The following is a 22,966-nucleotide window of genomic DNA, read 5'->3' on the forward strand; positions in this document are numbered from 1 at the left end:
TCCATCTAAGAGAGTACATAAAAAAGAATCTCCTCTACTAAAGGAGATTCTTAATCATTGTATTAGATTGTGATACTAGCTGATGAAATTTTTTCGAGTGCCTGTTCAAAATCAGCAATTAAATCCTCTGCACTTTCTAAGCCAACAGAAAGTCTTAGCAACCCATCAGTAATACCTCGTTTATACCGTTCCTCTCTCGGCATTGCAGCATGAGACATTTTTGCAGGATAAGAAAGAATCGATTCAACTGCACCAAGACTCACGGCAAATACAGGAATCTTCACGCTTTCTACAAAGGTTCTTGCTGCTTGTTCATCTTTTAACCTGAAGGATAAGACAGCTCCTGGACCTGAAGCTTGATTATTCTGGGTTTCATAGCCTGGATGAGAGTGTAGACCTGGGTAATATACAGCCTCAATTGCAGGATGATTTTTAAGTTTATCGGCAATTTCAATCGCCGTTTCTTGTGACTGTTTTAATCGAACATATAGAGTTTTCATTCCTCTTAGAACTAACCAAGCATCCTGTACGCCTAAAACCGCACCAAATGAGTTTTGTAGCTTATAAAGTTGGTTTCCTAGTTCTTCATCCTTAACCACAGCTAATCCCGCCAGTACGTCACTATGACCCGCTAGAAACTTCGTTGCACTATGTAACACCACATCTACACCTAAGTCTAGTGGTCTTTGTAATGCAGGAGTTAAGAACGTATTATCAACAAATGTTAGACAGTTATTTGCCTTTGCTAATTTTACGATCCCTTGAATATCTGTAATTTTTAATAAAGGATTTGATGGAGTCTCCATATATATTAATTTCGTGTTCTGTTGGATATTTGTAGCGACTTGATGAAGATCTGTCATATCCACAAACGTATAAGTAATTCCGAATCTCGTCAAAACGTCTGTTACCATACGATATGTTCCACCATATACATCTTCAGTAATTACAACATGGTCGCCCTTTGAGAGTAATAAAAAAGCTGTAGAAATTGCTGCCATTCCCGATGAAAAAGCAAACCCTCTTGTTCCACCCTCCAATTCGGCTATTGCCTGTTCTAATGCATGTCGAGTTGGATTACCAGAACGACTATAGTCATATTCTCCATATTGATCAAAGCTTGATTGATGGAATGTTGATGCGTGTTGGATAGGAACACTTACAGCCCCTGTATTAGGATCAAATTTATGTTGGTTATGAAGTAGACTTGTTTGAATTGAATATTCATTGTTACTCATGTAACCCCTCCTTTACTTTTGATAATGCCTGAGTTAGATCGGCAATGATATCTTCCACATGCTCTACACCGACAGAAAATCTTAATAATCGATTACATACTCCATTCTTAATTCTAATCTCTTCTGGGATATCCATATGAGTTTGTGTAGCTGGATATGTGATAAAGCTTTCTATTCCACCAAGACTTTCTGCGAATGATATGACCTGTAAGCTTTGTAAAAGTGGATTTACCCATTTCTCATCCTTAACACGAAATGAGACCATTCCACCCTTTCCAGGATATAGAACATCAAGTATATCTTCATGTGTTTCTAGATATTCTGCAATTCTAGTAGCATTTTCTTGATGCTTGTTCATTCTAAGTGATAAAGTCTTCATCCCACGAACCAAAAGCCAGGAATCAAATGGTGATAATACCGAACCACTCGCATTATGATGATAACCAATTTGAGTACATAGTTCCTCATCTTTTGCTACAACAAGACCTGCAAGAACATCGTTATGCCCTCCCAAATATTTAGTTGCACTGTGAATAATAATGTCCGCACCTAGATCTAATGGTTTTTGAATGATTGGTGTGTAAAATGTGTTATCAACAATTAGTAATATGTTATGTTTTTTCGCAATTTGAGCTACGGTTTCAATATCTGTTTCTTGCATTAATGGATTTGTAGGTGTTTCTAGGAAGATTGCCTTTGTTTCACTAGTAATCAATGATTCTACTTCCTGGCTATCTTTGAAATCAGAGTATTGAAAAGTTAAGCCGAATTTCCTCCAACCTTGTTCAAATAGGCGATAGGTTCCACCATAAAGGTCAGATGATACGATGAGATCATCACCTTGTTTGAATAATGACATCACCGTGTGAATGGCAGCCATTCCAGAACTAAATGCAAATCCTTTTAATCCGTTTTCTAATGTTGCAATTGCGTCCTCGACGATTTTTCTTGTTGGATTACCTGTACGAACATAATCAAATCCAGTGGATTGACCAATTCCTTCATGGCGATATGCTGTTGAGAAATAAACCGGTGGATTTACAGTACCTGTAACAGTGTCACTACGATTTCCAATTTGTGCTAATGTCGTTTCAATATTATGTTTGTTCAAAGTTTGTTTCCCCCATCTGTTGATATGTTAATAACAAAAAAAGCCATCTTATAAGAAGAAGGCTTTCGTACTCGGGCTTCTCCTTATCTTTCGAATGTTTGGACATTCGCTGGATTTAGCACCTGATAACGAGTATGAGTCCGCGAGGGTTGTGAATAAAATGCCTAATAGACATTTTATTCACAACTGGGGACTCGGAAAGGTCTTTTTAAGGTGGTGAGTAGATTTTGATTTTATAAGTTTCTAAAGTTTTAATACTAGGTTTTGGACTCATTAAATAGAAATCTTCGATTTCTATTTACTTTCAGCTTTGCTGAAAGCTTGTGAGAAAAGAATAAAATATCTACGAAAACTTGTTTTCTTCGATATTTTATTCTTTTCTCACAGATGAGTCCTTAGTAAAACTCAAGATTTAATTTCTATAAAATCTAAATCTACTACGTGGGTTAGGTAAGACTTTTCCTCGTTGGTCGGTTGCTGAAGCTTCATTGGGCCAGTCCCTCGGCTTCTCTTGATAAGTTTTTGAATATTTATTTATTTTATAAATTTAACTTATTAACGCGTGTATTGCAAGGGTTATTTTAGTTTTCTTATATCAGAGATGATTTCTTCAAAGGGTGTATCTGCTACTGCGTCGTATTGATTAAGCACTGTTCCTCTTTGATTAACAAGGTAGATTGATGTACTGTGCACAAACTGATTTGATCCTTCTAATTGCGCTGCAGGTGACAGAAAAGATGTGTTAGCAAAGCTTTCAATCTCCTCTTGGTTATAACCTGTAATAAACTGCCAGTTTGTAAAATCTGCATCCATACTATTTGCGAAATCAAGTAATACTTCAGGTGTGTCGTGCTCTGGGTCAATACTAAATGACACAATCTGAACATCTTCCAGTCCTTCTGATTGTAACTTGGTTTGTAGCCTTGCCATTGTTGCTGTCATTGGTGAACAAACCGTATCACAGTTTGTAAAGATAAAGCTAGCAAGCCACACCTTATCCTCTAGTTGGTCTGTGTTAAATGGCTCTTTATTCTGATTCACAGCTTCTAGTTTACCCACATTGATATTCATTGGGAAGGTTTGTTCAATTTCTTCAATCGTTGGTTCTTTTGAACAAGCTATTAGAATCAATACTAAAAACACCATACTCATTATCTTTTTAACATCGTGCATGACCATTCTCCTTAGCTGTTTAATGAAAAAGAAGTGCCGAGATACAAGCACTTCTAAAATAGTTATTTATAAGAATTACTCAGCACTTGCTGTTACTGTTTCAATAAATTGTAAGTCAATTAAGTTTGCAAAGTCTGGTTTTTCTTTAAGGAACTTTAAGTCATGTGATGAATTTGCAAATTGTTGAATTACTTCTGCATCTACATCTGTCGTATAACGAATCTTTTCCCAAGCCATATCTACTACTTCTTTGTCTAAATCTTGTTTTGTTGTTTCTTTAATGCTATCAATAGTAATTTGAATTGATTCTTCTTTATTGTCATTAATAAACGCTACTGCTTGATTATGTGCTTTAACAATACTTTGGATTAAGTCTTTGTCTTCTTCAATTGCTTTATTGCTTGTTACTAGAATCGTATTTGGTAATGTTTCACCAAATGAAATCTCATTACTATCTACGATAATTTTAGCACCAACGTCTTTTACTAATTGTGAAGCCCATGGTTCTGGAACTGCTGCTAAGTCTACTTTACCTGATTCAAACATCCCTGCATACTGAGCAGGATTTCCAGTTAAGTGCTTTAATGATCCACCAATACGAGCAGATGTAATTCCGTACTCTTTTAAAAGTGTTTCCATTTGCACGTCATGTGTACAACCCACACCAGGAGTTATAAATGTTTTTCCAGCAATATCTTCAATGGTTTCGATTCCACTATCTGCACGAGCAACAATGTGTGTCCCACCTGAAGATGCACCAGCAATAATCTTCACATCTGCACCATTTGTATAGTTGTTCATAACAGGACCTGGACCTACTAGACCAGCATGAATCTCACCTGTTTTTAGTGCAGTCATAAATGCACCACCGTCTGGGAATGTTAAATATTCGATTTCAACGTTTTCACCTAACTCATTTTGGAAATACCCTTTTTCTCGTGCTACCATTGCTGGAGCATGATCAATATTAGGAAAATAGCCAATCACAACTTTTTTCGCATCTGAACTTGCTAATTCATCCCCACCGCCACATGCTGCAAGAATTCCTGTTACTAATAATAACAATATACTTAACAAACCTATTTTCTTTTTCACGTTATATCCCCCATTTGTTTTGTTAGTTTTCTAAGCCCCAACGTTTAATAATATTTCTCTCGATTCGTTGGAATACGAGTAAATCCATAATTGAACCAACCGTACCGATTATAATCATGACACCGATAACTAATGACATGTTCCCAAAGTCAGAAGCAAATCGTAATGTATAACCTAGTCCAGGTCCAGTACTTAATAATTCCCCTGCCATCAATGCTCTCCATGCAAATGCCCATGCTAACTTCAGCCCTGTTACTGCATAAGGAATTGAAGCTGGGAATATGACTCTTACAAATAAATCTAGCCCTGTTGACCCCATCGTTTGTGCTGCCTTAATATATAGTGGATTTACGTTTTTGATTCCCATTCTCATATTAATGGTCATTACAAAAGTGGCACCAAGAACAATGATAAATATAACTGAGATTTCATTCATACCAAACCACATAATTGCAATTGGTAACCAGACAATACTTGGTACACTCTGAAGAGCGAGTACAAGCATCCCTAGAGTTTCATCGGCAGTTTTTGACTTTGCTAACAGTACACCTAGTGATGCACCAATTAATACACCGATACCAAGTCCAATGAATAATCGTTTAAAGCTTGCTTGCAAGTCATATACTAGAGTCATATCAGAGAATCCAATATAAAGTTCTTCAAATACTCTTGAAGCAGCTGGCATCAAAGATTCGGAAACACCACTAACTCTGACTGCTACCTCCCATATAATAAGAAGACTTGCAAAGAAAGCGATTCTTTTAATTGCTCGCATATGCTAATTCCTCTTTCACTACTTTTTCTATTTCTTTTTCTAACAAATTCGAAATCTTTGTTTCTAGTTCCATGATTTCCTCACGTGCTGTTGCTCTCGGACGCGGAATTTCCACTTTAATATCTTCTAGTATAATTCCTGGTCTAGTACCCATTACTAAAATGCGGTCTGATAACATAATTGATTCTTTTATACTATGTGTGACAAAAAGAATCGTCTTTTTTGTTTCAAGCCAAATTTTTTCAAGTTCTATGTGTAATCGGGACCTTGTTTGTTCATCAAGTGCACCAAACGGCTCATCCATAAGTAACACGGTAGGATTCATGGCTAAAGCCCTTGCTATCGCTACTCGTTGTTGCATCCCACCTGATAATTCATGGGGTGAATGCTTTAAATAATTACCTAGTTGAACCATTGATAAGTACTTGTGAGCTACTTCAATTGCTTCTTTTTTGCCAATTTCCTTTTTAAGTGGAAACATGACGTTTTCTTCCACAGATAACCAAGGGAATAATGCAGCTTGCTGGAATACCATCCCTCGTTCTTTACCAGGCTTTTTTATCGGGTTCCCTTGAAGAAGAATTTCGCCTGTGGTAGGTTTAACTAAGCCGGCAACCATCGATAATAAGGTTGATTTCCCACACCCCGAAGGACCAAGAATTGAGACAAATTCACCCTCATTGACAGACACATTTATATTTCGTAATACATCACTTACTACATTTTGATTTGTATATTGTTTAGAAACATCAGTGAATTGTAAAAACACTTCCTGATCCACCTGCTTTCATATAATTCTCATTTGTTTTATCGGATTAATATTATTAATTATATATAGTATGTTAATAAAGTCAATCCTTTACTTAAATGTTTGAATAAACAAACGCTAAATGTTTAAGTTATAATGGATAGAACTTTGTAAATACATATATATTATCTCTTTGAATATGGAGGAAACAAAATGAATGACAACAAAGGAACCATGCAAGAACTCATTGTCACTAGCCGTTTTCTTGGTGAAGACATTGAAGTGATGGTTTATCTGCCAAGGAATTATTCTCCGTTGTCCAAGCATCAGCTATTAATCGCCCAAGATGGTCAAGATTATTTTAACCTGGGAAAGATATCAACGATTGTTGATGACCTCCTTCAAAGCGGTGATATCAATCCTATAATCATTATCGGACTTCCTTATAATAATGTTCAAGAACGATGGAGCAAATATCATCCTCAAGGAGAGTTGCATAAACAATATATTCGTTTTTTGGGAGAAGAACTTGTCGCAGTACTCGATGAAACATTTCCTACTTTTCAAATAGGAGCTGGAAGAATTCTGATTGGAGAATCTCTAGGAGCTTCTGTTTCTTTACTTACTGCTTTATCCTATCCAAACACTTTTGGTAAAGTAATTCTCCAATCACCCTTTGTAAACGAAGAAATATTAACGGAGGTACAGAATTTTTCACAACCACATCTTATTGAAATTTATCAAATGGTTGGCCTAAATGAAACAAATGTCAAGATTACAGATGGTACATCAGAGAATTTTGTTTACACAAATCGATTACTTCATGAAGCATTTGAACAGAGGCACTATATTTATGATTACAAGGAGGATGAAGGAGACCATACATGGAAATATTGGCAACCTTCCCTCAAAAGGATCTTGTATAAGATGCTTACTTTCTAAAATCTACTTCAAGAAAATGACATCTTTGTATTAACGACTTAAAAGGTTTGGTATAATAAATTTATCATTAATCAGATCACCTATCTATAAGGAGGAACCTACAATGAAATATGGCATCGCTTTCTTTCCTTCAAAAGAACTTCAAGATCTTGCAAACTCTTATCGTATGCGTTATGATCCGCATTATGCATTGATTCCGCCACACATTACATTGAAAAACCCTTTTGAAGCAGAAAATGAAGAACTAAAGACCATTACAGATAAATTACATGATATTTCAAAGAACCATTCTTCTATTCCATTAAACATTGTAAAAGTGAGCTCTTTTTATCCGGTTAATAATGTGATTTATTTAAAGATAGAACTTAACTCAGAACTTTTAAATTTGCATTCTGCACTTAATTCTGGATTTTTTCATGACAATTCTGACTATCAATTTGTCCCACATATAACAATCGGTCAAAGCTTATCAGATGACGAACATTCAGATGTTTTAGGACAATTGAGAATGTCAAAAGTTCAACATAAAGAAACGATTGATCGTTTTCACCTCTTATATCAATTAGAAAACGGATCATGGACAGTATATGAAACATTCCAACTCGGAAAGGACTGCTAGACTAAAAATGAACGTAATAGAAGTAAAAAACTATCAAGAATTAGAAGACGCATATCTCGTTCGCCGGGAAGTGTTCGTAAAAGAACAAGAAGTACCTGAGGAATTAGAAATTGATGAATTTGAAGACACGGCTAAACACGTGGTTCTTTATGACAAAGAACATCCTGTGGGTGCTGGTCGTTTTCGTATCGTTGATGGAATAGGTAAAGCAGAAAGAATATGTGTTCTTCAATCACATCGTAAATTAGGTGCTGGAAAATTGATTATGAATAAGATCGAGGAACTTGCAAAAACAGAAAAATTGAATAAATTGAAATTAAATGCCCAAACACATGCTGAAGCATTTTATCAACATCTTGGCTATCATACAGTATCTGAAGTCTTTATGGATGCCGGAATTCCTCACGTTACAATGATAAAGCAATTTTAAGAAAACAAGAATGCCCTTTAATTCGGAGAAATACGAATTAGCATATCAATTCAACAATTGATGTGCTTTTTTTCATAGACAAAGCAGTGATTGTTATAACTATGTACTTTTCAACATAAAACATTGAAATGGTAATTATAAGCAGGCTGAATACACGTAGACTCCTGCGGGAACAGTGGCCAAAGTGAGACCCCACAGGAGTAGTAGCGACGGGGAGGCTCACTGGTCACCCGCCGGACGCGAAGTGTATTCAGCCTGCGGCTTTAAAAGCAACACTATATAGAAAACAGCTGTATTTTCAAACGATCACCTAATAATATTCATAAAATCCCGTGCCACTGCTCATCCTATAATAATGGATGGTGATGAGATGGAATTTGTTAGGATAGCTACTGATTTGATTGTTGGATTTGTTAGTTTATTGATTATTACAAAAATCATGGGGAAAACACAAATAACTCAAATAACCCCATTTGATTTTATATCAGCACTCATCTTAGGTGAACTTGTTGGGAATGCTGTATATGATAAAGAAACCGGGATTTTTCAAATCGTTTTTGCAGTTGTATTATGGGGGTCTTTAATCTTTTGCATTGAAATAATTACGCAGAAGTTCCGAAGGAGTCGTACTTTCCTTGAAGGCACTCCAAAAATTGTTATACATAAAGGACAAATAGATCGTGATGCGTTAAAAAAGTCAAAGCTAGATCTTAATCAACTTCAACACCTACTGCGAGGTAAAGGTGCGTTTTCCATGCGTGAAGTAGAATACGCCATATTAGAAAATGATGGAAGCATAAGTGTTTTAAAAAAGGCGCCATATTCACAACCTACAAGGAAAGATTTAAATATAGAAGGTCCACTAATTAAGCTTCCGATTTGTTTAATTAGTGATGGTGAAGTGATTTGGGAAAATGTGAAAAGTATTGGATATGATGAAAATTGGCTTCAAGATCAAATGAAAACATTGGACGTTGGTACTTATAAAGAAATTATATATGCAGAATGGAAAGAAGGAGAAGGTTTTTATGCCCAAAAGGCATAGCCCTCTCCTTTTACTTTAGATCCATTCATTAATGACATGACCTTTTCCTGTTAGTTCAGAAAGTAATTTGTTGTTTTGATTCTTTACATTCAATGACTGCTTTTCTAATGCGTATTCATGTTCTTTTTTTACAAACGCAGAAGTTAAAGTAGTCTTTTTTATTGGAGTTAATTCCAAAGGATCCTTTTTTACAGGTAATTGTCGATTTGCATATTGTGTATATTGGTCATGATTGACTGGCATAATATAACCCATTTATAAATCGCCTCCCTGATTATATATCCATTATATCCCTTAATTGGCAACCCTTCCACTGATAACCATTTTAACAACCATATTTTGGTATGTAGTCAATATACTTCTCCTACCTCTCGAGTTTTGTTATGATAAGATTTGACTCAATTTTAAGGAGATTTTCCATGCAAAAAGCAATCTTAAACGGTCAAGTGATTGATTTAAAGGGAGTACCTAGAGATGAATATCAAATCATCTATGAAGCAGGGATTCATAGTAAGATAACCTGTGGTCATTGTGGTGATTTTGTTAAGCTTTATCTAGGGATACATGATCGTCCCCACTTTTTTCATCAACAATCTAACATAAACTCGACTACTTGCTCTGAATACATGGAGACAACTTATCAACCTATTAAAAAGGTAACAGTTGAACCAACAACATCCATAGAGCACAATGGATTTAACATTCCTAAGTCCAGAGCAATCCAATCAACTGCAACAATTGAAAAGTCCATTAACTGGAAGGAACCGAAATCAATTAACAGGCTTCCACCCTATTCTAAATCTGCCCTACCTAATCAAGAATTTCTCAATTTGAATCTTGATTCATCACAATATAATGCCGTTACTGCAACAGATGGACCATTATTAATTATTGCTGGTGCAGGAAGTGGAAAGACAAGAGTGCTAACATCAAGGACTGCCTTTTTAATAAAGGAACAAATGATTGAACCAAAAAACATCATGCTTGTTACCTTTACTTCAAAGTCAGCAATTGAGATGAAAGAACGATTAATCAAGGTTGCTGGATTAACACCTCAACAAATTCATTCTCTTGTAACAGGAACCTTCCATAGTATCTTTTATAAAATTGTGATGCACCATGAACCATACAGATGGAAAAGTACTAACTTGTTGAAGTGGGATTATCAAAAGGAGAAGATTATTAAAGAAGCGGCTAGGGAATTGACATTAGATGAAAAAGAATTTGCATTTGATCAGGCGCTTCAATTAATTGGGTATTGGAAAAACACCCTTCTTCCTCCAGAACTTATAAAACCAAAGGATCAATGGGAAGAACGGGTTTTATTTTTATACCGTTATTACGAAAATAGGAAGAAAGAATATGGATTATTTGATTTTGATGATATGCTGGTTGGCTGCTACCACTTATTCCTAGAACAACCTGACCTATTAAAGCGATATCAAGAGCGGTTTACCCATTTTCTAATTGATGAATTTCAGGACATTAATAAAGTCCAATATGAAACCATTAAACTTCTATCACACACGACGAAGAATCTTTGTGTAGTCGGTGATGACGACCAATCCATTTATGCATTTAGAGGTAGTGACCCTACATTTATGCTTGAATTTGAGAAGGATTACCCAAATGCTAGAATTGTGACTCTTTCACAAAACTACAGATCTTCCCATATGATTGTGGCATCAGCTAACAGAATTATCACTCGTAATCTTCGAAGAAGAGAAAAGAAGATGAATGCCTCCTTCAATAATGGACAAGCTCCTTTTTTCTTTTTTCCTTACAATGAAGAAGAAGAAGCGACAATGATTGTAACAGATATAAAAGAGAAGATTAAAGATGGGGCTGCTCCCTCTGACTTCGCTATCCTCTATCGAACACATACTGCCTCAAGAGCAATGTTCGAAAGACTTGCACAATCAAATCTGCCGTTTAAGCTAGAACAAGATAGTGATTCATTCTACAATCGTAGAATTGTTCGAGGATTATTAGCGTACTTACACTTAAGTAAGGACCCAAATGACACTGATGCTTTGGGACATGTCCTTTCCTCTTTGTTTTTAAAACAAAATGTAATGAATGATTTAAAAGCAATTAGTATCCTTGAGGATTGTTCGATGATACAAGCTTTGGAAAAGATAACGAATATTCAGCCCTTTCAGCAAAAGAAATTGCGAAAAATTGTCCCGATGTTTTCACGTTTAAAGAGCACATCACCGATAACCGCAATTGAGATGATTGAAAGGGAAATGGGCTTTGCTGAATATGTTAAAAAGAATGGAAATGAAGGCAATACAATTGAAAAAGGATCTGACGATATTAGAGACCTTAAAGTAGTTGCAAAAAAATTCAAACATGTTCAAGAGCTGTTAGATCATGTGTCACATATGGTTGCCATGAATAAAGAAATGAAACAGATTAGTAAGCACTATACTGATGCTGTTCAGTTATTAACAATTCATCGCTCTAAAGGACTTGAATTTAAACACGTATATATTATCGGTACTGTAGATGGTAGTATTCCACATGACTTTGCACTAGAGTCTCTAAGAAATGGAGAAAATGAACCGCTTGAAGAGGAACGACGTTTACTTTATGTAGCAATGACTCGTGCAGAGGAGTCACTTACAATTTCTGTTCCAGAAATGCGACGAAATAAAATTTCACACCCTTCTAGATTTATTAAAGAGTTTCTTTAATACGAGGTTGATAATTTAAATACCTGATCCACTTAGTGGACCAGGCATTTTTTAATTCTGTATTATTTTTTATTCAACATTTGTGAAATTGTACCAAAATCAAGCTTTTGATCTCCACTTACGATTGAATTTACAATTTTATCTTCCATTTGCTTTGGAACAGGCTTATTCGCGATTTGACTTACTTTTTTCACGATGGAACGTACTGTCTTTTCATCCTTGAAATTCGCATTTTGAACAGAATTAGCAAGTTCAAGTACATCCTTCATGTTGACCCCTGTTTTCTTCTCGATATTTTTAAATAAATTATTATCCATTTTTTCAGCCTCCTTACAATCTGTTATATCTTATGACAGAAAGGATAAAACGTGAGACCAAATATTAACATTGCAAAACATTTATTGTGTTTTTTAGTTTTCTTTTACTCATTAAATTTTCTTTCAAGTTCCACTTGTTTTTTTCCTAGCCACTGATTTACTCTTTCAAAACGATTTTCAAAATCCTTTTCAAAACTAGAGGACTTTTGATTAAGATTTGTTAATTCTTTATCTGTTTTTGAAACCCACTTTTCTATTTCTGCTTTAAGTTCCTCATGCTCTTTATAATGATCATTAAAAAATTGTTCTACTTCTTTATTAAGTCTTTTCATATGCATATAAAATCCCTCATTTCATTCCATTACCTTATTTCTATGATGGAGTTAATTGCTGCGTGTAAAATAAATAAAAAATTTCCCAGCCTCTAAATGAGGTGGGAATCTTTATTTATCATTATATAAGTCGATTTTCATTTCACCGTTACTATCAATTTGTGCCAAAAAGACTTCCTTACTGCTTAACCCTTTTTTTTCAAGTTCTTCCAACAACCACCCACGGTTTAATCCGATTGAAATTAATGGCTCGTCCATAATTTCACCATCAATTACAACTGATTTTGGTTCTCTAAATGAAGGAACATATTGATGAAGATCTCCATATGTAAGTGGTTGCTTTTCTCGTTTTAATAAATAGCTTAAATTTCCACATGGTTCAAGTAAAGCATACTCAATATCAGATAGTTGAAACACACGGCTCTTACGAAGCTGTGAGAGTAATTCCTCAGCTGTGAACTTTTCTTTTCGTAAATTACCTTCCATCACTTTTCCTTCTTTTATAAATACAGTCGGTTTACCTTCTATAAACTCTTGAAATTTCTTAGAACGAATGGAAAAAAAGGATATGATGAAGGGGACTAATGACCAAATCAGAATACTAATAATACCACTGGATAATTGTAACTCAGCATCCATAGATAAAGTTCCTGCAATATCACCAATGGTAATTCCGGCTACATATTCAAAAAACGAGAGCTTCGAGAGTTGTTTTTTTCCTAGCAGTTTGGTAATAACAAATAATCCAATAATAATACAGACCGATCTAATTGTAACTTCTAACCAAGCAGGAATGGTGAACACCTCCGTCATCTCATCCAAGAATCATTCCTTCATTCGGGTTGTTGATTCAACACCTAAACAGTTTGTTACTATCCTTTTGGCTTGAAGAATAGAGCACCAATAAACCCGAAAATAATGGCAGCAGAGATCCCTGAACTAGTCACTTCAAACATACCAGTAAGAACACCAATGATTCCATGCTTCTCAGCTTCTTGAAGTGCCCCGTGGACTAGCGAATTTCCGAAGCTCGTAATTGGAATGGTAGCACCTGCACCTGCAAAAGCGATTAATGGTTCATATAGTCCAAAACCATCAAGAATTGCACCCGCAACAACTAAACTACTGAGTGTATGTGCTGGTGTGAGTTTAAAAACATCAAACATTACTTGTCCAATCACACATATGGCCCCTCCAACAACAAACGCCCAAAAAAAAGATTGCAACATTTTATTTACCTCCATTTCCATTAGAACCATCTTTGGTATCGTCAACCTCTTTTGTTGTATACATTTTAAACCTGATTCACCAGCTAGGTTTGTTCTTTACTTAGTTTAATAATTTTCCCCATTCTCTTATCAAGATCTTTTTGATTTATTGTACCTTCTAATATCTCTTTTTTAATTTTTATAGTTTCTATAAATATTTTCAAATCACTTGCTGCATTCGTTTCATAATTTGGAAATTCCTCTTTTAACTTTTTGTTAATTTTAGCTTCAATATCTTTTGTCTTGAACTTTGAAAATTGTTTGATTTTGAACCCAACTAAGAGCTTGTCCTTGTTGTTCACTGCTACAACATCAACAACTTCTTTATAAGATAAAATTTCTCTCTCAGCTTCCTTAGCTATTTCTTGTTCTTTCATTCCAGATGACCTAGTTTGGAGTGTATTCATCTCTTCTAAATGATTACTACTACTTCCTTGGTTCTCTTGATTTGCACAAGCACTTATAAACAAAATCACTAAAACGACCACTAGAAAAGATTTCTTAGTCATAACACCAATCCAATCAATAATTAGTATAATTCCATAAAAAACACAATCCCTAAAATTGTCTGTGAAATAATTTGGAAGAGATTGAGTTATATTACATTATTATGATAAGTATTTTGATAAAAAATATGTCTAACTATTTTTACCATTTTTTTCAAAAGAAAAAACAAGCAAAATTGCCTGTTTTTTGTCCTATCTTCTTTTTTTGCCACACCCGCAGCCTTTTTTCCGTTTTCTTCTACTTAACTTATTCGGTTTAGGTGTCTCTTTTGTTTCAGAGGATAAGTTATTTTGCTTTTTATCCATTCATCATTCCTCCATGTTCATTGTCATAATAGGGTATGATTTGGCTATTACGGTTGTTCCAATATGTATCTACAATAGACTTTAATCCATAAATTTGCTGACCAGTAACTCGATAATCGCTGCAAATCCAGCAATTGCTAAAATGATAATAACAGGCCCAGTGAATTCATAATAGAAAAGCCACGATAAATAGATGATTGCAGAACACCAAACGCCTGTACACCAAAAACATGATAACAACTCACCTATCCATGCACGTAAACCCGATCCTTTTATTTCTATATAAGTACTGATTTGCCCTGTATCATCCATTTCCTCAATTTCTTTGATAAAGGGTCGACGTATGAATTCAGTAATCAGATCGAAGACAATGAGTCGTGTAAGCCTGAAGCTTGCGAAACCAAGTAGGATAAAATCTAGCCAGCTATTAATCAATTGTTTCCATCCCCTTTAACCGTATTTCTCCTTATTCACTTTCATTATATTGGTTGGATTTCCTCTTTAGTCCCTCATGTAGGGGCAAATTATCTGATACAATCGTTTGTTTTTCTCAATATGGGTGGACAGCCCTCTCGTACTTAACTATTGATGAATATTGTTAAGTAGGAGGTGATGTTAGATGAAACGAGACCTATTAACAGAAGTATCAAATAAGATCTTAGAGCAATCAATGAACAGCCTACTTGAAAAAAAACGAGTAGCCTCAAGAAAGAAGTTATTTAAAAGTGAGTTACAGAAGCTAACTAAAGAGCTACAGAAAAACTTATAGTTAATTATTTTCTATTTCTTTTATCCAAAATGTGCGTTTGACCGGGGATAAATGTCCCTTACAAATTCTCTTTCAATGCATTAAATAGAAGTATACCGAAAGGAGGAGTTAAATTGAGTAAAGATAAAGTAAGTCCATTTGATCACTGCTGTGACTCAACAGAAGAAGCAGCCGTACTTCAGGATGCTAATCAAGTTAATAAAACAACTCAACAATCATATGAATCTATTCATATTATCAATTCATGTGATATAGAAGTAGAAACAACAGATACCCAGGTGGCTGTAGCTATACAGGCTGCACTACAAGTAGCGATTGCTATCGTTATTAGTATCACAATTGCAGACGAAGCGCAGGCAGAGTCTGTTACCCAACAATTGTTACAAGGAACACAAACAAAACAATCTAACAAACAAAAATTAGTAATTGAAGGTTCTAAAAAGGTAAAAGTAAAGACAACTGATACAGATGTTGCTGTATCAATTCAAGTCTTGCTACAAATCCTTGTAGCTTTAGTCGCACAGATCGATATTCTGTAACATTTATGATAGAGAGCATCTTTTTGATGCTCTCTATTTATGAATTTCACCCATTTTCTACTGTTTTATAAAAAATAGGTCAATGTCCCTTACTAAACCTACACTTATGAATAGTTATATATGGAGACTTTTAGTGAAAGAGGTGAATACAGTGGGTCAAAATAAAGAAAAATTAACAGAACTTTCTTCAACACTAATGGAGGTTTTTGTTTCTGATGTGTTCAAGAAAAATAATGTATCTAAAGAAACTACTCATAGTCTTTCAGAAGATCAAAAACAAAAAATAAAATCGGTTGTTGAAGATTTAAAAAAACAAGTAGACGATTTCCTAGCTGGTAATACTGCAGAGGCTTCTGAGGAAGAAGTTAAAGAAGCATTAGAACCTCTTGCTAAGAAAACAACACTAAGAGAGATCATTCGAAATAAAAAACAAAGCTAACCAAAAAATGTGCGAAAAACACAGGACATTGTCCTATACAAATTAACCACTTCAAACATCTAATAAAATATAACAGAAAGGAGGAACAAGACATGGCAGAAAAACCTAAAGCGTATAAATGGCAGGCTCTTGACGAAACAATGGAACATCCTACTACAGAATTTGAAACATTCGAATCACCAACTGAGGACTCATTAGTTGAGCAAGAGGCTGATCAAGTGAATAAAGTTAAACAAGATTCAGAGGAAGTCATCATTATAAAAGACTCTTATGATATTGAGGTAACAACAACTGATACTCAGGTTGCTGTATCCTTACAAGCAGCATTACAAGTAGCAATTGCCATTGTAATCAGCATTACAATTGCAGATAGTGCACAAGCAGAAAAGGTAACACAGGATTTACTTCAAACTTCTAAAATCAAGCAAGGTAACTTCCAAGAATTAATTATTAAGAATTCTAGATGCGTCAAAGTTAAAACAACTGATACTGACGTAGCTGTTTCACTTCAAGTATTGCTTCAAATACTTGTGGCCTTAGTTGCCCAACTTGACATTCTATAAGCACACAAAACGGCAGAGAATTTTCTCTGCTTTTTTTTATTGTTTATGATAATTAAAAAAGGATTCCCCTTAAGGAAATCCTTTTTATTTTAATATCCTTATATCCAAGAAAACGGTCTACGTGGTGGTGTGTCGTCAGAATCAACGTCCACATCTACATCTACCTCTACATCATCACCAGCTACTGCATTTACTTCCACGTCAACATCCACATCATCTTGTTGAACTCTTCCAAGCCACGGATCCCAACGTCCGTCTTTCTTGCTGTCATCAACAATAATTACCTCACCTGCATGAATAATAATCTTATCAACATGTATTTCTTTAGGTTTACGTTTTGCCACTCTTATACCCTCCTATAGTTAAAAGTCTAATCGGTCTATTGTATGCTCAAACCAAAAGAAGGTATAGGCTGTTTCCTTATCATGCACACCTTTTCATGACATAATTTAAAGATTTTCAACCATTTATTATTCTAATTTTCATGCCTAATATCATTTACTCAGGACAATCACCCACACCAATCCTTTATATTTTCATACTCTATTAGGGACTAGAAAAGTCAAATCATTAATAAGGAGATGAAAATTAATGGGCTGTGGAAAAGGTCATAAAAACGGTTGTGTATGCGATGCCGTACAACAAATTTTAGATGCACAAGAGGCTGTAGAAGATAGATGTCCTACAAGTTGTTTTGAAAATCTACTATCACCAGTTAACTTTGTAGGTGATACAATTCCGTTCGTTTTAACTGGAAAAAAAGGAGACTTATTTAAAGCATTCGGTAATGTAGGCGGATTTGCAGACGACAATCTTTGCTTCGAAACAATCTTCTTTAGAGTTGAAAAACTAAGAGGATGCTGTGCAACATTATCATTATTAAGAACATATGATGCTGCAGGAGAAACAATTAACGTATGTTCACCATGTGATGATGAATTGTTTGGACTTGAAAGAACGGACTTCTGTATTGAAGTAGACTTAGATTGCTTCTGTGCAATCCAATGTTTATCACCTTCATTAGTTGATCGTGCTTTAGATGTAAAATCTCATAAGCATCGTTATTAATTAAGGTAAGAAAGTGGATGACTGAGTTTCCAGTCGTCCATTTTTTTGTTAGAGTCGCCTATTTTCTACAATTTAGGACATATACCCAACACTAATTAACTTGTACTCTTATATTCTATTAAAGACGATAGGTCATAACACATTAAAAATTACAAGACAGGGAGAGGCGAATAAAATGAGTAAAGATTTAAACTGTGTATGTGATGCAGTACAGAATATTGCAGATTTACAAGATGCTGTTGAGGATTGCTGCCCAACAAGCTGCTATGAAAACTTATTATCACCAGTAGCAAACCTTGGAGATACAATCCCATTCATGCTAACAAACAAGTGTGGAGACTTATTTAAAGCATTCGGTAACGTAGGACAATTGGAAGCAGGAGATTGCTTTGAGACTGTATTCTTTAGAGTTGAAACAATTCGTAACGATTGCTGCGCTACACTTTCATTACTACAACCAACAGAAGCGATTGACTGTGACTGTAAGGAAAAGGTTTGCGATGTAACTGGACTAGAAAAAACAGATTACTGTATTGAAGTAGACTTAACTTGCTTCTGTGCAATTCAATGCTTAAGCCCACGTTTAGTTACAAACTAAACTGGATCAATAAAAGAGCAACCATCATAAATGATGGCTGCTCTCTCTTTAAAAACCAAGAACATTGACACTCTTCAAATGTTGGATAGGTACTTTTACGATATCTGATCGTGACGTTGTCCTTAAACCAATAACCCCATCCTCGAAGGAAACAACAATGCCCTTATAACTTTCTTCTGAAGTTGTAAACTCACAAAGAATTTTCGGTATATTATTTGGAACACTTACCAAATAATTAATTTTTTCTTCTATGCTCATAGCTGTAATTCTATTTTTCTTTGGTTGTTGTTTTACTACTTCTTCTGGAATAGGGACCTCACGGCTTTCAACTACTGGAACTTTTACATCTACAGATGGTTCACTCAAGGATTGTTGTACATTAGCTTTTTTAATAATGTAGCTTTGCTGTTTCGTCTGCCAGTCGCTTTTCACCTGATTAATAAACAACACCGGCTTTTCTTGTGATGAAACCTTATTTTTAGGCATTGATAACTCCTCCTCTTTTCTTATGAATAACCTTAATTATTTTATGCCCAACATATTATTTTGTGTATAATGAATTAGGATTACATAAGGGAGAGAATTGTTCTCTATTTTTTACTCTAAAGAGACTTTTCTATGACAATGGCATCAAATCCTTTAGAGATTAATTCTTCTTTTAGTGTTTCAGCACCTTTTTTCATCTGAAATGCTCCTACTTGAACAGAATATCGCGCCTTAAACTGTTGTACTTTTTTTATTCCATAAAAAGAACTTACACCGAACACAATTGCTTCCGCACATTTCCTCTGATAAGATTCAGTCATCAATAGTTGAGCTTCTTCTTTATTGGTCATAAAACCACACTCACATAATATTGCTGTCATTGCTGTTTCTCTTAATACATAATAATCTGCAGCCTTCACCCCTCTATCTTTACGATTTGTTTTAAGAATTAATTGCTTCTGTACACTTATCGCTAAATCGAGAGCTTCCTTTGGACGAGAAGAAAAAATAAACGTTTCAATACCGTTTGCACTATTCCATTCACCTGACCCAAATGCATTAGCATGTATTGAAATATATAGATCTGCCTTTAGTTGGTTTGCCTTATTAACTCTTTCCTTAAGAGGAATATCTCTTTGATCACTGTGAACAAAATACAAGGATAGGCCCGAGTAATCCAGAAATAATTCCTGTACAAACATCGCCACCTTGCGATTAAACTCATATTCTTTCATGCCATTCTTCGAGCGTTTTCCTGCAGTTTGATAGCCATGTCCTGCATCAATAATAATCTTCATATTTTGACCTCCTTATAACTTCACATAATATATAGGAAAGTTTTCATAAAAAGGAACACCTTTTATCATCAAAAGTCAAAAAAAAGAGAACTCATATGAGCTCTCTCCTCAACCTCTTATCCTAAAATATGATATCCAGAATCTACATGGATGTTTTCTCCTGTTATTCCTCTAGACATATTACTAAACAAGAATACCGCTGTATCACCAACTTCTTCTTGCGTAGTTGTGCGGCGAAGTGGTGCTTTTTCTTCTATTGTTTTAAGAATGACATTGAAGTCACTAATTCCTTTTGCTGAAAGAGTTCTAATTGGTCCCGCTGAAATGGAATTAACACGGATTCCAAATTTGCCTAAATCACTTGCTAAGTATTTTACACTAGCTTCAAGCGAAGCCTTTGCCACACCCATTACATTGTAATTTGGTAATACTCTTTCCCCACCTAAGTAAGTTAAAGTTACTATACTTGCATCTTCAGACATAACATCCTTACTCGCCTTTGCAACGGCCGTTAGCGAATATGAACTTATATTATGAGCTAGCATAAAGCCCTCTCGTGTGGTGTTCATGTAATCACCATCAAGCTCTTCTTTGTTTGCAAATGCGATACAGTGAGCTATTCCGTGAATAACTCCAACTTTTTCTTTGATTTCAGAAAAGCATTTGTCTATATCAGCATCATTTGTCACGTCGCAAGGAAGAACGAGGCTCTCATTTCCTTCGAGGGAATCGGCAAGATCTCGGACACTTTTTTCCAATCTTTCCCCTGCGTATGTAAACACTAAACGTGCACCCGCTTCATGAAGTGATCTTGCAATTCCCCAAGCGATGCTTCGTTTGTTTGCTACTCCCATTACTACATATGTTCTATCTTTTAACGATAATGACATGATTTATGTCCTCCTATTTATTATTACAAGTTATTAGTACCTAGTCTTAAAAAGATTATAACATACCTATATTAAAAATCTAATCCCTTTTTTAAAAAAAGGCTGTTTTCGCAACCGTTGTTGCTATTTGACTAGGTTAGGTTGATTTGCACTCCAGGTATGTGCTTTCCTTGGTGCAGGGATGAACCTATCGTCGCCAAGCTCCTGTGGGGTCTCATCCTTCCTGCGCATCCCGCAGGAGTCACATACCTTCCGTTCCAATCAACGAGCTATACCAAATTTAATTATAGAAAATACCCTTTAAAAAAGAGGACCTGCTCACAAACAGGTCCTCTTGTAATTAAATCGTACCTCCAACAAATTCCATTTCTCTCTTTAGTTCATCCACATACTCACGGGTTCCTGTAACAACTAATCGGTCACCCATTTTCAGTTCTGTATCTCCGTGTGGAACAATTGAATCTTTTCCACGGAAGATTCTTACAAAGATGATATCTCCTGTAAATGGGAAATTTCGGAGCATGATTCCATCATACGTGTAATTATTCATATTGATTTGATATAAAGAAGTTTCTTGGTTTGTCAAGATATGAATTAGACTTGGTGACTCAACAAATGCCCTTAATAATGTTTGGGTAGACAATAACACAGAGAAAACTTCGACCTGCTGGTCTTTTAAAGATTCTCCAAGTTCTGGCGATTCGATTCTTGCAATCACTCGGTTCACTCCATATTCTTTAGCGAATATGGCCAAATCAAAGTTTCTCGCATCATCACCAGTTGTAATAACTAATAAGTCAACATCAAATACTTTTTTGTCTTTTAAATTATCAATTGAATAATCACTTACCTCTACAATGTTAAACAAAGAATCAGCAATTACTTTTTCAATCTTCTCTTGGGTCGTATGAATTAAGGTTGTTTCATACAGTGTAGGATTAAGTTCCCTTGTGACAGGCATTGTCATTTGGTTTGCACCGATAAATGTTACTTTAATCTTCGGTTCTTCCACTTTTGACTTAGGATAGAGCTTCTTAAAACCAATCGGTGTAACAATACTGGTTATTACAGCAACTAATATAAGTGCACCTGACATTCTTGAATCAATAATTCCCATTCTCTCACCGATTGTTGCTGCAGCAATAACAAGAGATAAAGTTGAAGTTAATAAAGAACCTGCAGCTAAGATTCTTCGCCAATCATACCATTTCTTTAAGTACATTATTGGAAGCACCTTTGAAATCACTAGTGCCAAGAACAACAATGGTATAAGAATAAGTATTTTCGGGTCATCAAACAATTGCCATATATCAAGTTGAACCCCAACCATCACAAAGAAAATTGGAATAAGAAAACCATAACCAAAAGAATCTAACTTGTGAACCAAATCAGAATTAGGGGCTAATAGTGAGACAAGTACTCCAGCTAGGAATGCTCCTAGAATGTTTTCAGCTCCAACTGATTCGGATAAAGCCACAAGAACAATAATTAATGTAAAAACTGCTCTTGTTCCAATTTGAATGGTTCCTTTTGACATTGCCTCCAAGAACGATTGATTCTTGAAATAACGACCTAATAAATATAGTAAAACCCCACCTGCAAACAAAAGTAAAAGTAGCCACATATTATTTTGACCTTCTCCATAGATGGAGGCAAAGACTGCAAGTAAGATCATCGTGACTAAATCTGCGATAACAGCTATTAATAAAATAATCTGTCCAATGTTCGATTTCATAATTTGTGCATCTTTTAGAGTAGGTACGACAACCCCTAAAGAAATCGTGGAAATAATTAATGTCATTAAAAAGGCATTATCAATAAATCCTGTCCAAACAAAAATATAGGATAGCATTAGTGAAATGGCAAATATACCGGCAAAAACGATGGAAGATACAAGAAACGCGTTCGGTGCATCTAGACCATTCGGTAATTTTTCCTTCTTCTTTTTCCTTGAAAAGGCCGAGAAATCAATTTCTAGACCACTTAGAAACATTAAAAAGATAAACCCGAGCATTGAAAGGGTTTCAAGCCATATATCCTCATGAACAATATCAAACCCACTTTTACCTATAATTAATCCCATAATAATTTCAGCTACCACTACTGGGATGATATTTAGACGTAAACGGTGCAATAAAATTGGCGTTAGAAACGCAACAATTAAAACAATAACTAATGACGTAACCGAAGGACCGTGTTCCATTAGCTTTCCC

Annotated in this window: 28 protein-coding genes and 1 pseudogene; 11 read left to right on the forward strand and 18 right to left on the reverse strand. The window is 35.2% G+C overall.

Annotation, left to right across the window (positions count from 1 at the left end; translation table 11 throughout):
* Window positions 1-62: 62 nt before the first annotated feature.
* From metC to BLQ56_RS06305, 6 genes are all read right to left on the reverse strand, one after another.
* On the reverse strand, window positions 63-1,238 hold the full coding sequence (metC, locus tag BLQ56_RS06280) for a cystathionine beta-lyase (RefSeq protein ID WP_090851024.1): 1,176 nt from the start codon (window positions 1,236-1,238) through the stop codon (window positions 63-65).
* The gene (locus BLQ56_RS06285; protein ID WP_090851026.1) at window positions 1,231-2,349 is read right to left on the reverse strand and encodes a methionine biosynthesis PLP-dependent protein; all 1,119 of its coding nucleotides are present in this window, start codon (window positions 2,347-2,349) and stop codon (window positions 1,231-1,233) included. The genes metC and BLQ56_RS06285 overlap by 8 nt, the downstream gene beginning before the upstream one ends.
* Window positions 2,350-2,925: 576 nt before the next feature.
* On the reverse strand, window positions 2,926-3,522 hold the full coding sequence (locus BLQ56_RS06290) for an SCO family protein (protein WP_090851029.1): 597 nt from the start codon (window positions 3,520-3,522) through the stop codon (window positions 2,926-2,928).
* A gap of 75 nt (window positions 3,523-3,597) precedes the next feature.
* Window positions 3,598-4,617 carry an aliphatic sulfonate ABC transporter substrate-binding protein gene (locus BLQ56_RS06295; RefSeq protein ID WP_090851032.1) on the reverse strand — a complete coding sequence of 340 codons (1,020 nt, stop codon included), beginning with the start codon at window positions 4,615-4,617 and terminating at the stop codon, window positions 3,598-3,600.
* Window positions 4,618-4,639: 22 nt separating this feature from the next.
* Entirely contained in the window at window positions 4,640-5,392 is a 753-nt protein-coding gene (locus BLQ56_RS06300) for an ABC transporter permease (protein WP_090851034.1), read from the reverse strand.
* Entirely contained in the window at window positions 5,379-6,161 is a 783-nt protein-coding gene (locus tag BLQ56_RS06305; RefSeq protein WP_090851037.1) for an ABC transporter ATP-binding protein, read from the reverse strand. The genes BLQ56_RS06300 and BLQ56_RS06305 overlap by 14 nt, the downstream gene beginning before the upstream one ends.
* 192 nt (window positions 6,162-6,353) lie before the next feature.
* Here BLQ56_RS06305 and BLQ56_RS06310 point away from each other — a divergent pair, with 192 nt between their 5' ends.
* The 4 genes from BLQ56_RS06310 to BLQ56_RS06325 all read left to right on the forward strand — a co-directional run bounded on the left by BLQ56_RS06310 (window position 6,354) and on the right by BLQ56_RS06325 (window position 9,176).
* Window positions 6,354-7,082, forward strand: a complete 729-nt coding sequence (locus tag BLQ56_RS06310) for an alpha/beta hydrolase (RefSeq protein WP_090851039.1) — start codon at window positions 6,354-6,356, stop codon at window positions 7,080-7,082.
* Between the two features lie 103 nt (window positions 7,083-7,185).
* Window positions 7,186-7,701: a YjcG family protein gene (locus tag BLQ56_RS06315; RefSeq protein WP_090851042.1), complete on the forward strand. Its 516-nt coding sequence runs from the start codon at window positions 7,186-7,188 to the stop codon at window positions 7,699-7,701.
* Window positions 7,702-7,708: 7 nt separating this feature from the next.
* Entirely contained in the window at window positions 7,709-8,131 is a 423-nt protein-coding gene (locus BLQ56_RS06320; protein WP_090851046.1) for a GNAT family N-acetyltransferase, read from the forward strand.
* A 370-nt stretch (window positions 8,132-8,501) separates the two neighbouring features.
* Window positions 8,502-9,176 carry a DUF421 domain-containing protein gene (locus tag BLQ56_RS06325; RefSeq protein WP_090851049.1) on the forward strand — a complete coding sequence of 225 codons (675 nt, stop codon included), beginning with the start codon at window positions 8,502-8,504 and terminating at the stop codon, window positions 9,174-9,176.
* A gap of 15 nt (window positions 9,177-9,191) precedes the next feature.
* On the opposite strand, the gene BLQ56_RS06330 is transcribed toward BLQ56_RS06325, so the two are convergent.
* Window positions 9,192-9,431 (reverse strand): hypothetical protein, encoded by a 240-nt coding sequence (locus tag BLQ56_RS06330; protein WP_090851052.1) that lies wholly within the window; start codon window positions 9,429-9,431, stop codon window positions 9,192-9,194.
* A 164-nt stretch (window positions 9,432-9,595) separates the two neighbouring features.
* Here BLQ56_RS06330 and BLQ56_RS06335 point away from each other — a divergent pair, with 164 nt between their 5' ends.
* The gene (locus BLQ56_RS06335) at window positions 9,596-11,875 is read left to right on the forward strand and encodes an ATP-dependent helicase (RefSeq protein ID WP_090851055.1); all 2,280 of its coding nucleotides are present in this window, start codon (window positions 9,596-9,598) and stop codon (window positions 11,873-11,875) included.
* 62 nt (window positions 11,876-11,937) lie between these two features.
* Here BLQ56_RS06335 and spoVIF read toward each other — a convergent pair whose 3' ends face one another.
* From spoVIF to BLQ56_RS06365, 6 genes and pseudogenes are all read right to left on the reverse strand, one after another.
* Window positions 11,938-12,192: a sporulation-specific transcription regulator SpoVIF gene (gene spoVIF / locus BLQ56_RS06340; RefSeq protein WP_090851058.1), complete on the reverse strand. Its 255-nt coding sequence runs from the start codon at window positions 12,190-12,192 to the stop codon at window positions 11,938-11,940.
* 104 nt (window positions 12,193-12,296) lie between these two features.
* Window positions 12,297-12,530: a hypothetical protein gene (locus BLQ56_RS06345; protein WP_090851060.1), complete on the reverse strand. Its 234-nt coding sequence runs from the start codon at window positions 12,528-12,530 to the stop codon at window positions 12,297-12,299.
* 108 nt (window positions 12,531-12,638) lie between these two features.
* Window positions 12,639-13,319: pseudogene (locus tag BLQ56_RS06350) on the reverse strand (DUF421 domain-containing protein); the annotation flags it as partial.
* Between the two features lie 77 nt (window positions 13,320-13,396).
* Window positions 13,397-13,753 (reverse strand): stage V sporulation protein AE, encoded by a 357-nt coding sequence (gene spoVAE / locus BLQ56_RS06355; RefSeq protein WP_090851063.1) that lies wholly within the window; start codon window positions 13,751-13,753, stop codon window positions 13,397-13,399.
* An 83-nt stretch (window positions 13,754-13,836) separates the two neighbouring features.
* On the reverse strand, window positions 13,837-14,301 hold the full coding sequence (locus tag BLQ56_RS06360; protein WP_139163073.1) for a YhcN/YlaJ family sporulation lipoprotein: 465 nt from the start codon (window positions 14,299-14,301) through the stop codon (window positions 13,837-13,839).
* A 384-nt stretch (window positions 14,302-14,685) separates the two neighbouring features.
* A complete protein-coding gene (locus BLQ56_RS06365; protein WP_090851069.1) occupies window positions 14,686-15,039 on the reverse strand; it encodes a DUF1360 domain-containing protein in 354 nt (117 codons plus the stop codon).
* Window positions 15,040-15,223: 184 nt separating this feature from the next.
* On the opposite strand from BLQ56_RS06365, the gene BLQ56_RS23355 reads away from it, so the two are divergent.
* From BLQ56_RS23355 to BLQ56_RS06380, 4 genes are all read left to right on the forward strand, one after another.
* A complete protein-coding gene (locus BLQ56_RS23355; RefSeq protein ID WP_175490200.1) occupies window positions 15,224-15,373 on the forward strand; it encodes a hypothetical protein in 150 nt (49 codons plus the stop codon).
* Window positions 15,374-15,486: 113 nt separating this feature from the next.
* Entirely contained in the window at window positions 15,487-15,912 is a 426-nt protein-coding gene (locus tag BLQ56_RS06370; protein ID WP_238457189.1) for a spore coat protein, read from the forward strand.
* A gap of 133 nt (window positions 15,913-16,045) precedes the next feature.
* Entirely contained in the window at window positions 16,046-16,351 is a 306-nt protein-coding gene (locus tag BLQ56_RS23360) for a hypothetical protein (protein WP_175490201.1), read from the forward strand.
* 92 nt (window positions 16,352-16,443) lie between these two features.
* Window positions 16,444-16,914: a spore coat protein gene (locus tag BLQ56_RS06380; protein ID WP_090851075.1), complete on the forward strand. Its 471-nt coding sequence runs from the start codon at window positions 16,444-16,446 to the stop codon at window positions 16,912-16,914.
* Window positions 16,915-17,012: 98 nt separating this feature from the next.
* Here the strand turns inward: BLQ56_RS06380 and BLQ56_RS06385 are convergent, their stop codons facing one another.
* Window positions 17,013-17,258: a hypothetical protein gene (locus BLQ56_RS06385; RefSeq protein WP_090851077.1), complete on the reverse strand. Its 246-nt coding sequence runs from the start codon at window positions 17,256-17,258 to the stop codon at window positions 17,013-17,015.
* 247 nt (window positions 17,259-17,505) lie between these two features.
* On the opposite strand from BLQ56_RS06385, the gene BLQ56_RS06390 reads away from it, so the two are divergent.
* Window positions 17,506-17,982 carry a CotY/CotZ family spore coat protein gene (locus tag BLQ56_RS06390; RefSeq protein WP_090851080.1) on the forward strand — a complete coding sequence of 159 codons (477 nt, stop codon included), beginning with the start codon at window positions 17,506-17,508 and terminating at the stop codon, window positions 17,980-17,982.
* Between the two features lie 175 nt (window positions 17,983-18,157).
* The gene (locus BLQ56_RS06395) at window positions 18,158-18,580 is read left to right on the forward strand and encodes a CotY/CotZ family spore coat protein (RefSeq protein ID WP_090851083.1); all 423 of its coding nucleotides are present in this window, start codon (window positions 18,158-18,160) and stop codon (window positions 18,578-18,580) included.
* Between the two features lie 48 nt (window positions 18,581-18,628).
* Here BLQ56_RS06395 and BLQ56_RS06400 read toward each other — a convergent pair whose 3' ends face one another.
* From BLQ56_RS06400 to BLQ56_RS06415, 4 genes are all read right to left on the reverse strand, one after another.
* Window positions 18,629-19,066, reverse strand: a complete 438-nt coding sequence (locus BLQ56_RS06400; protein ID WP_090851086.1) for a CotO family spore coat protein — start codon at window positions 19,064-19,066, stop codon at window positions 18,629-18,631.
* Window positions 19,067-19,182: 116 nt separating this feature from the next.
* Complete coding sequence (locus BLQ56_RS06405) at window positions 19,183-19,863, reverse strand: N-acetylmuramoyl-L-alanine amidase (RefSeq protein WP_090851089.1); 681 nt, start codon at window positions 19,861-19,863, stop codon at window positions 19,183-19,185.
* 116 nt (window positions 19,864-19,979) lie between these two features.
* A complete protein-coding gene (gene fabI / locus BLQ56_RS06410) occupies window positions 19,980-20,753 on the reverse strand; it encodes an enoyl-ACP reductase FabI (protein WP_090851092.1) in 774 nt (257 codons plus the stop codon).
* A 340-nt stretch (window positions 20,754-21,093) separates the two neighbouring features.
* Entirely contained in the window at window positions 21,094-22,956 is a 1,863-nt protein-coding gene (locus tag BLQ56_RS06415; RefSeq protein ID WP_090851095.1) for a monovalent cation:proton antiporter family protein, read from the reverse strand.
* Window positions 22,957-22,966 lie beyond the last annotated feature (10 nt).

This window comes from Litchfieldia salsa, from assembly GCF_900104555.1.
Taxonomy (GTDB): domain Bacteria; phylum Bacillota; class Bacilli; order Bacillales; family Bacillaceae_L; genus Litchfieldia; species Litchfieldia salsa.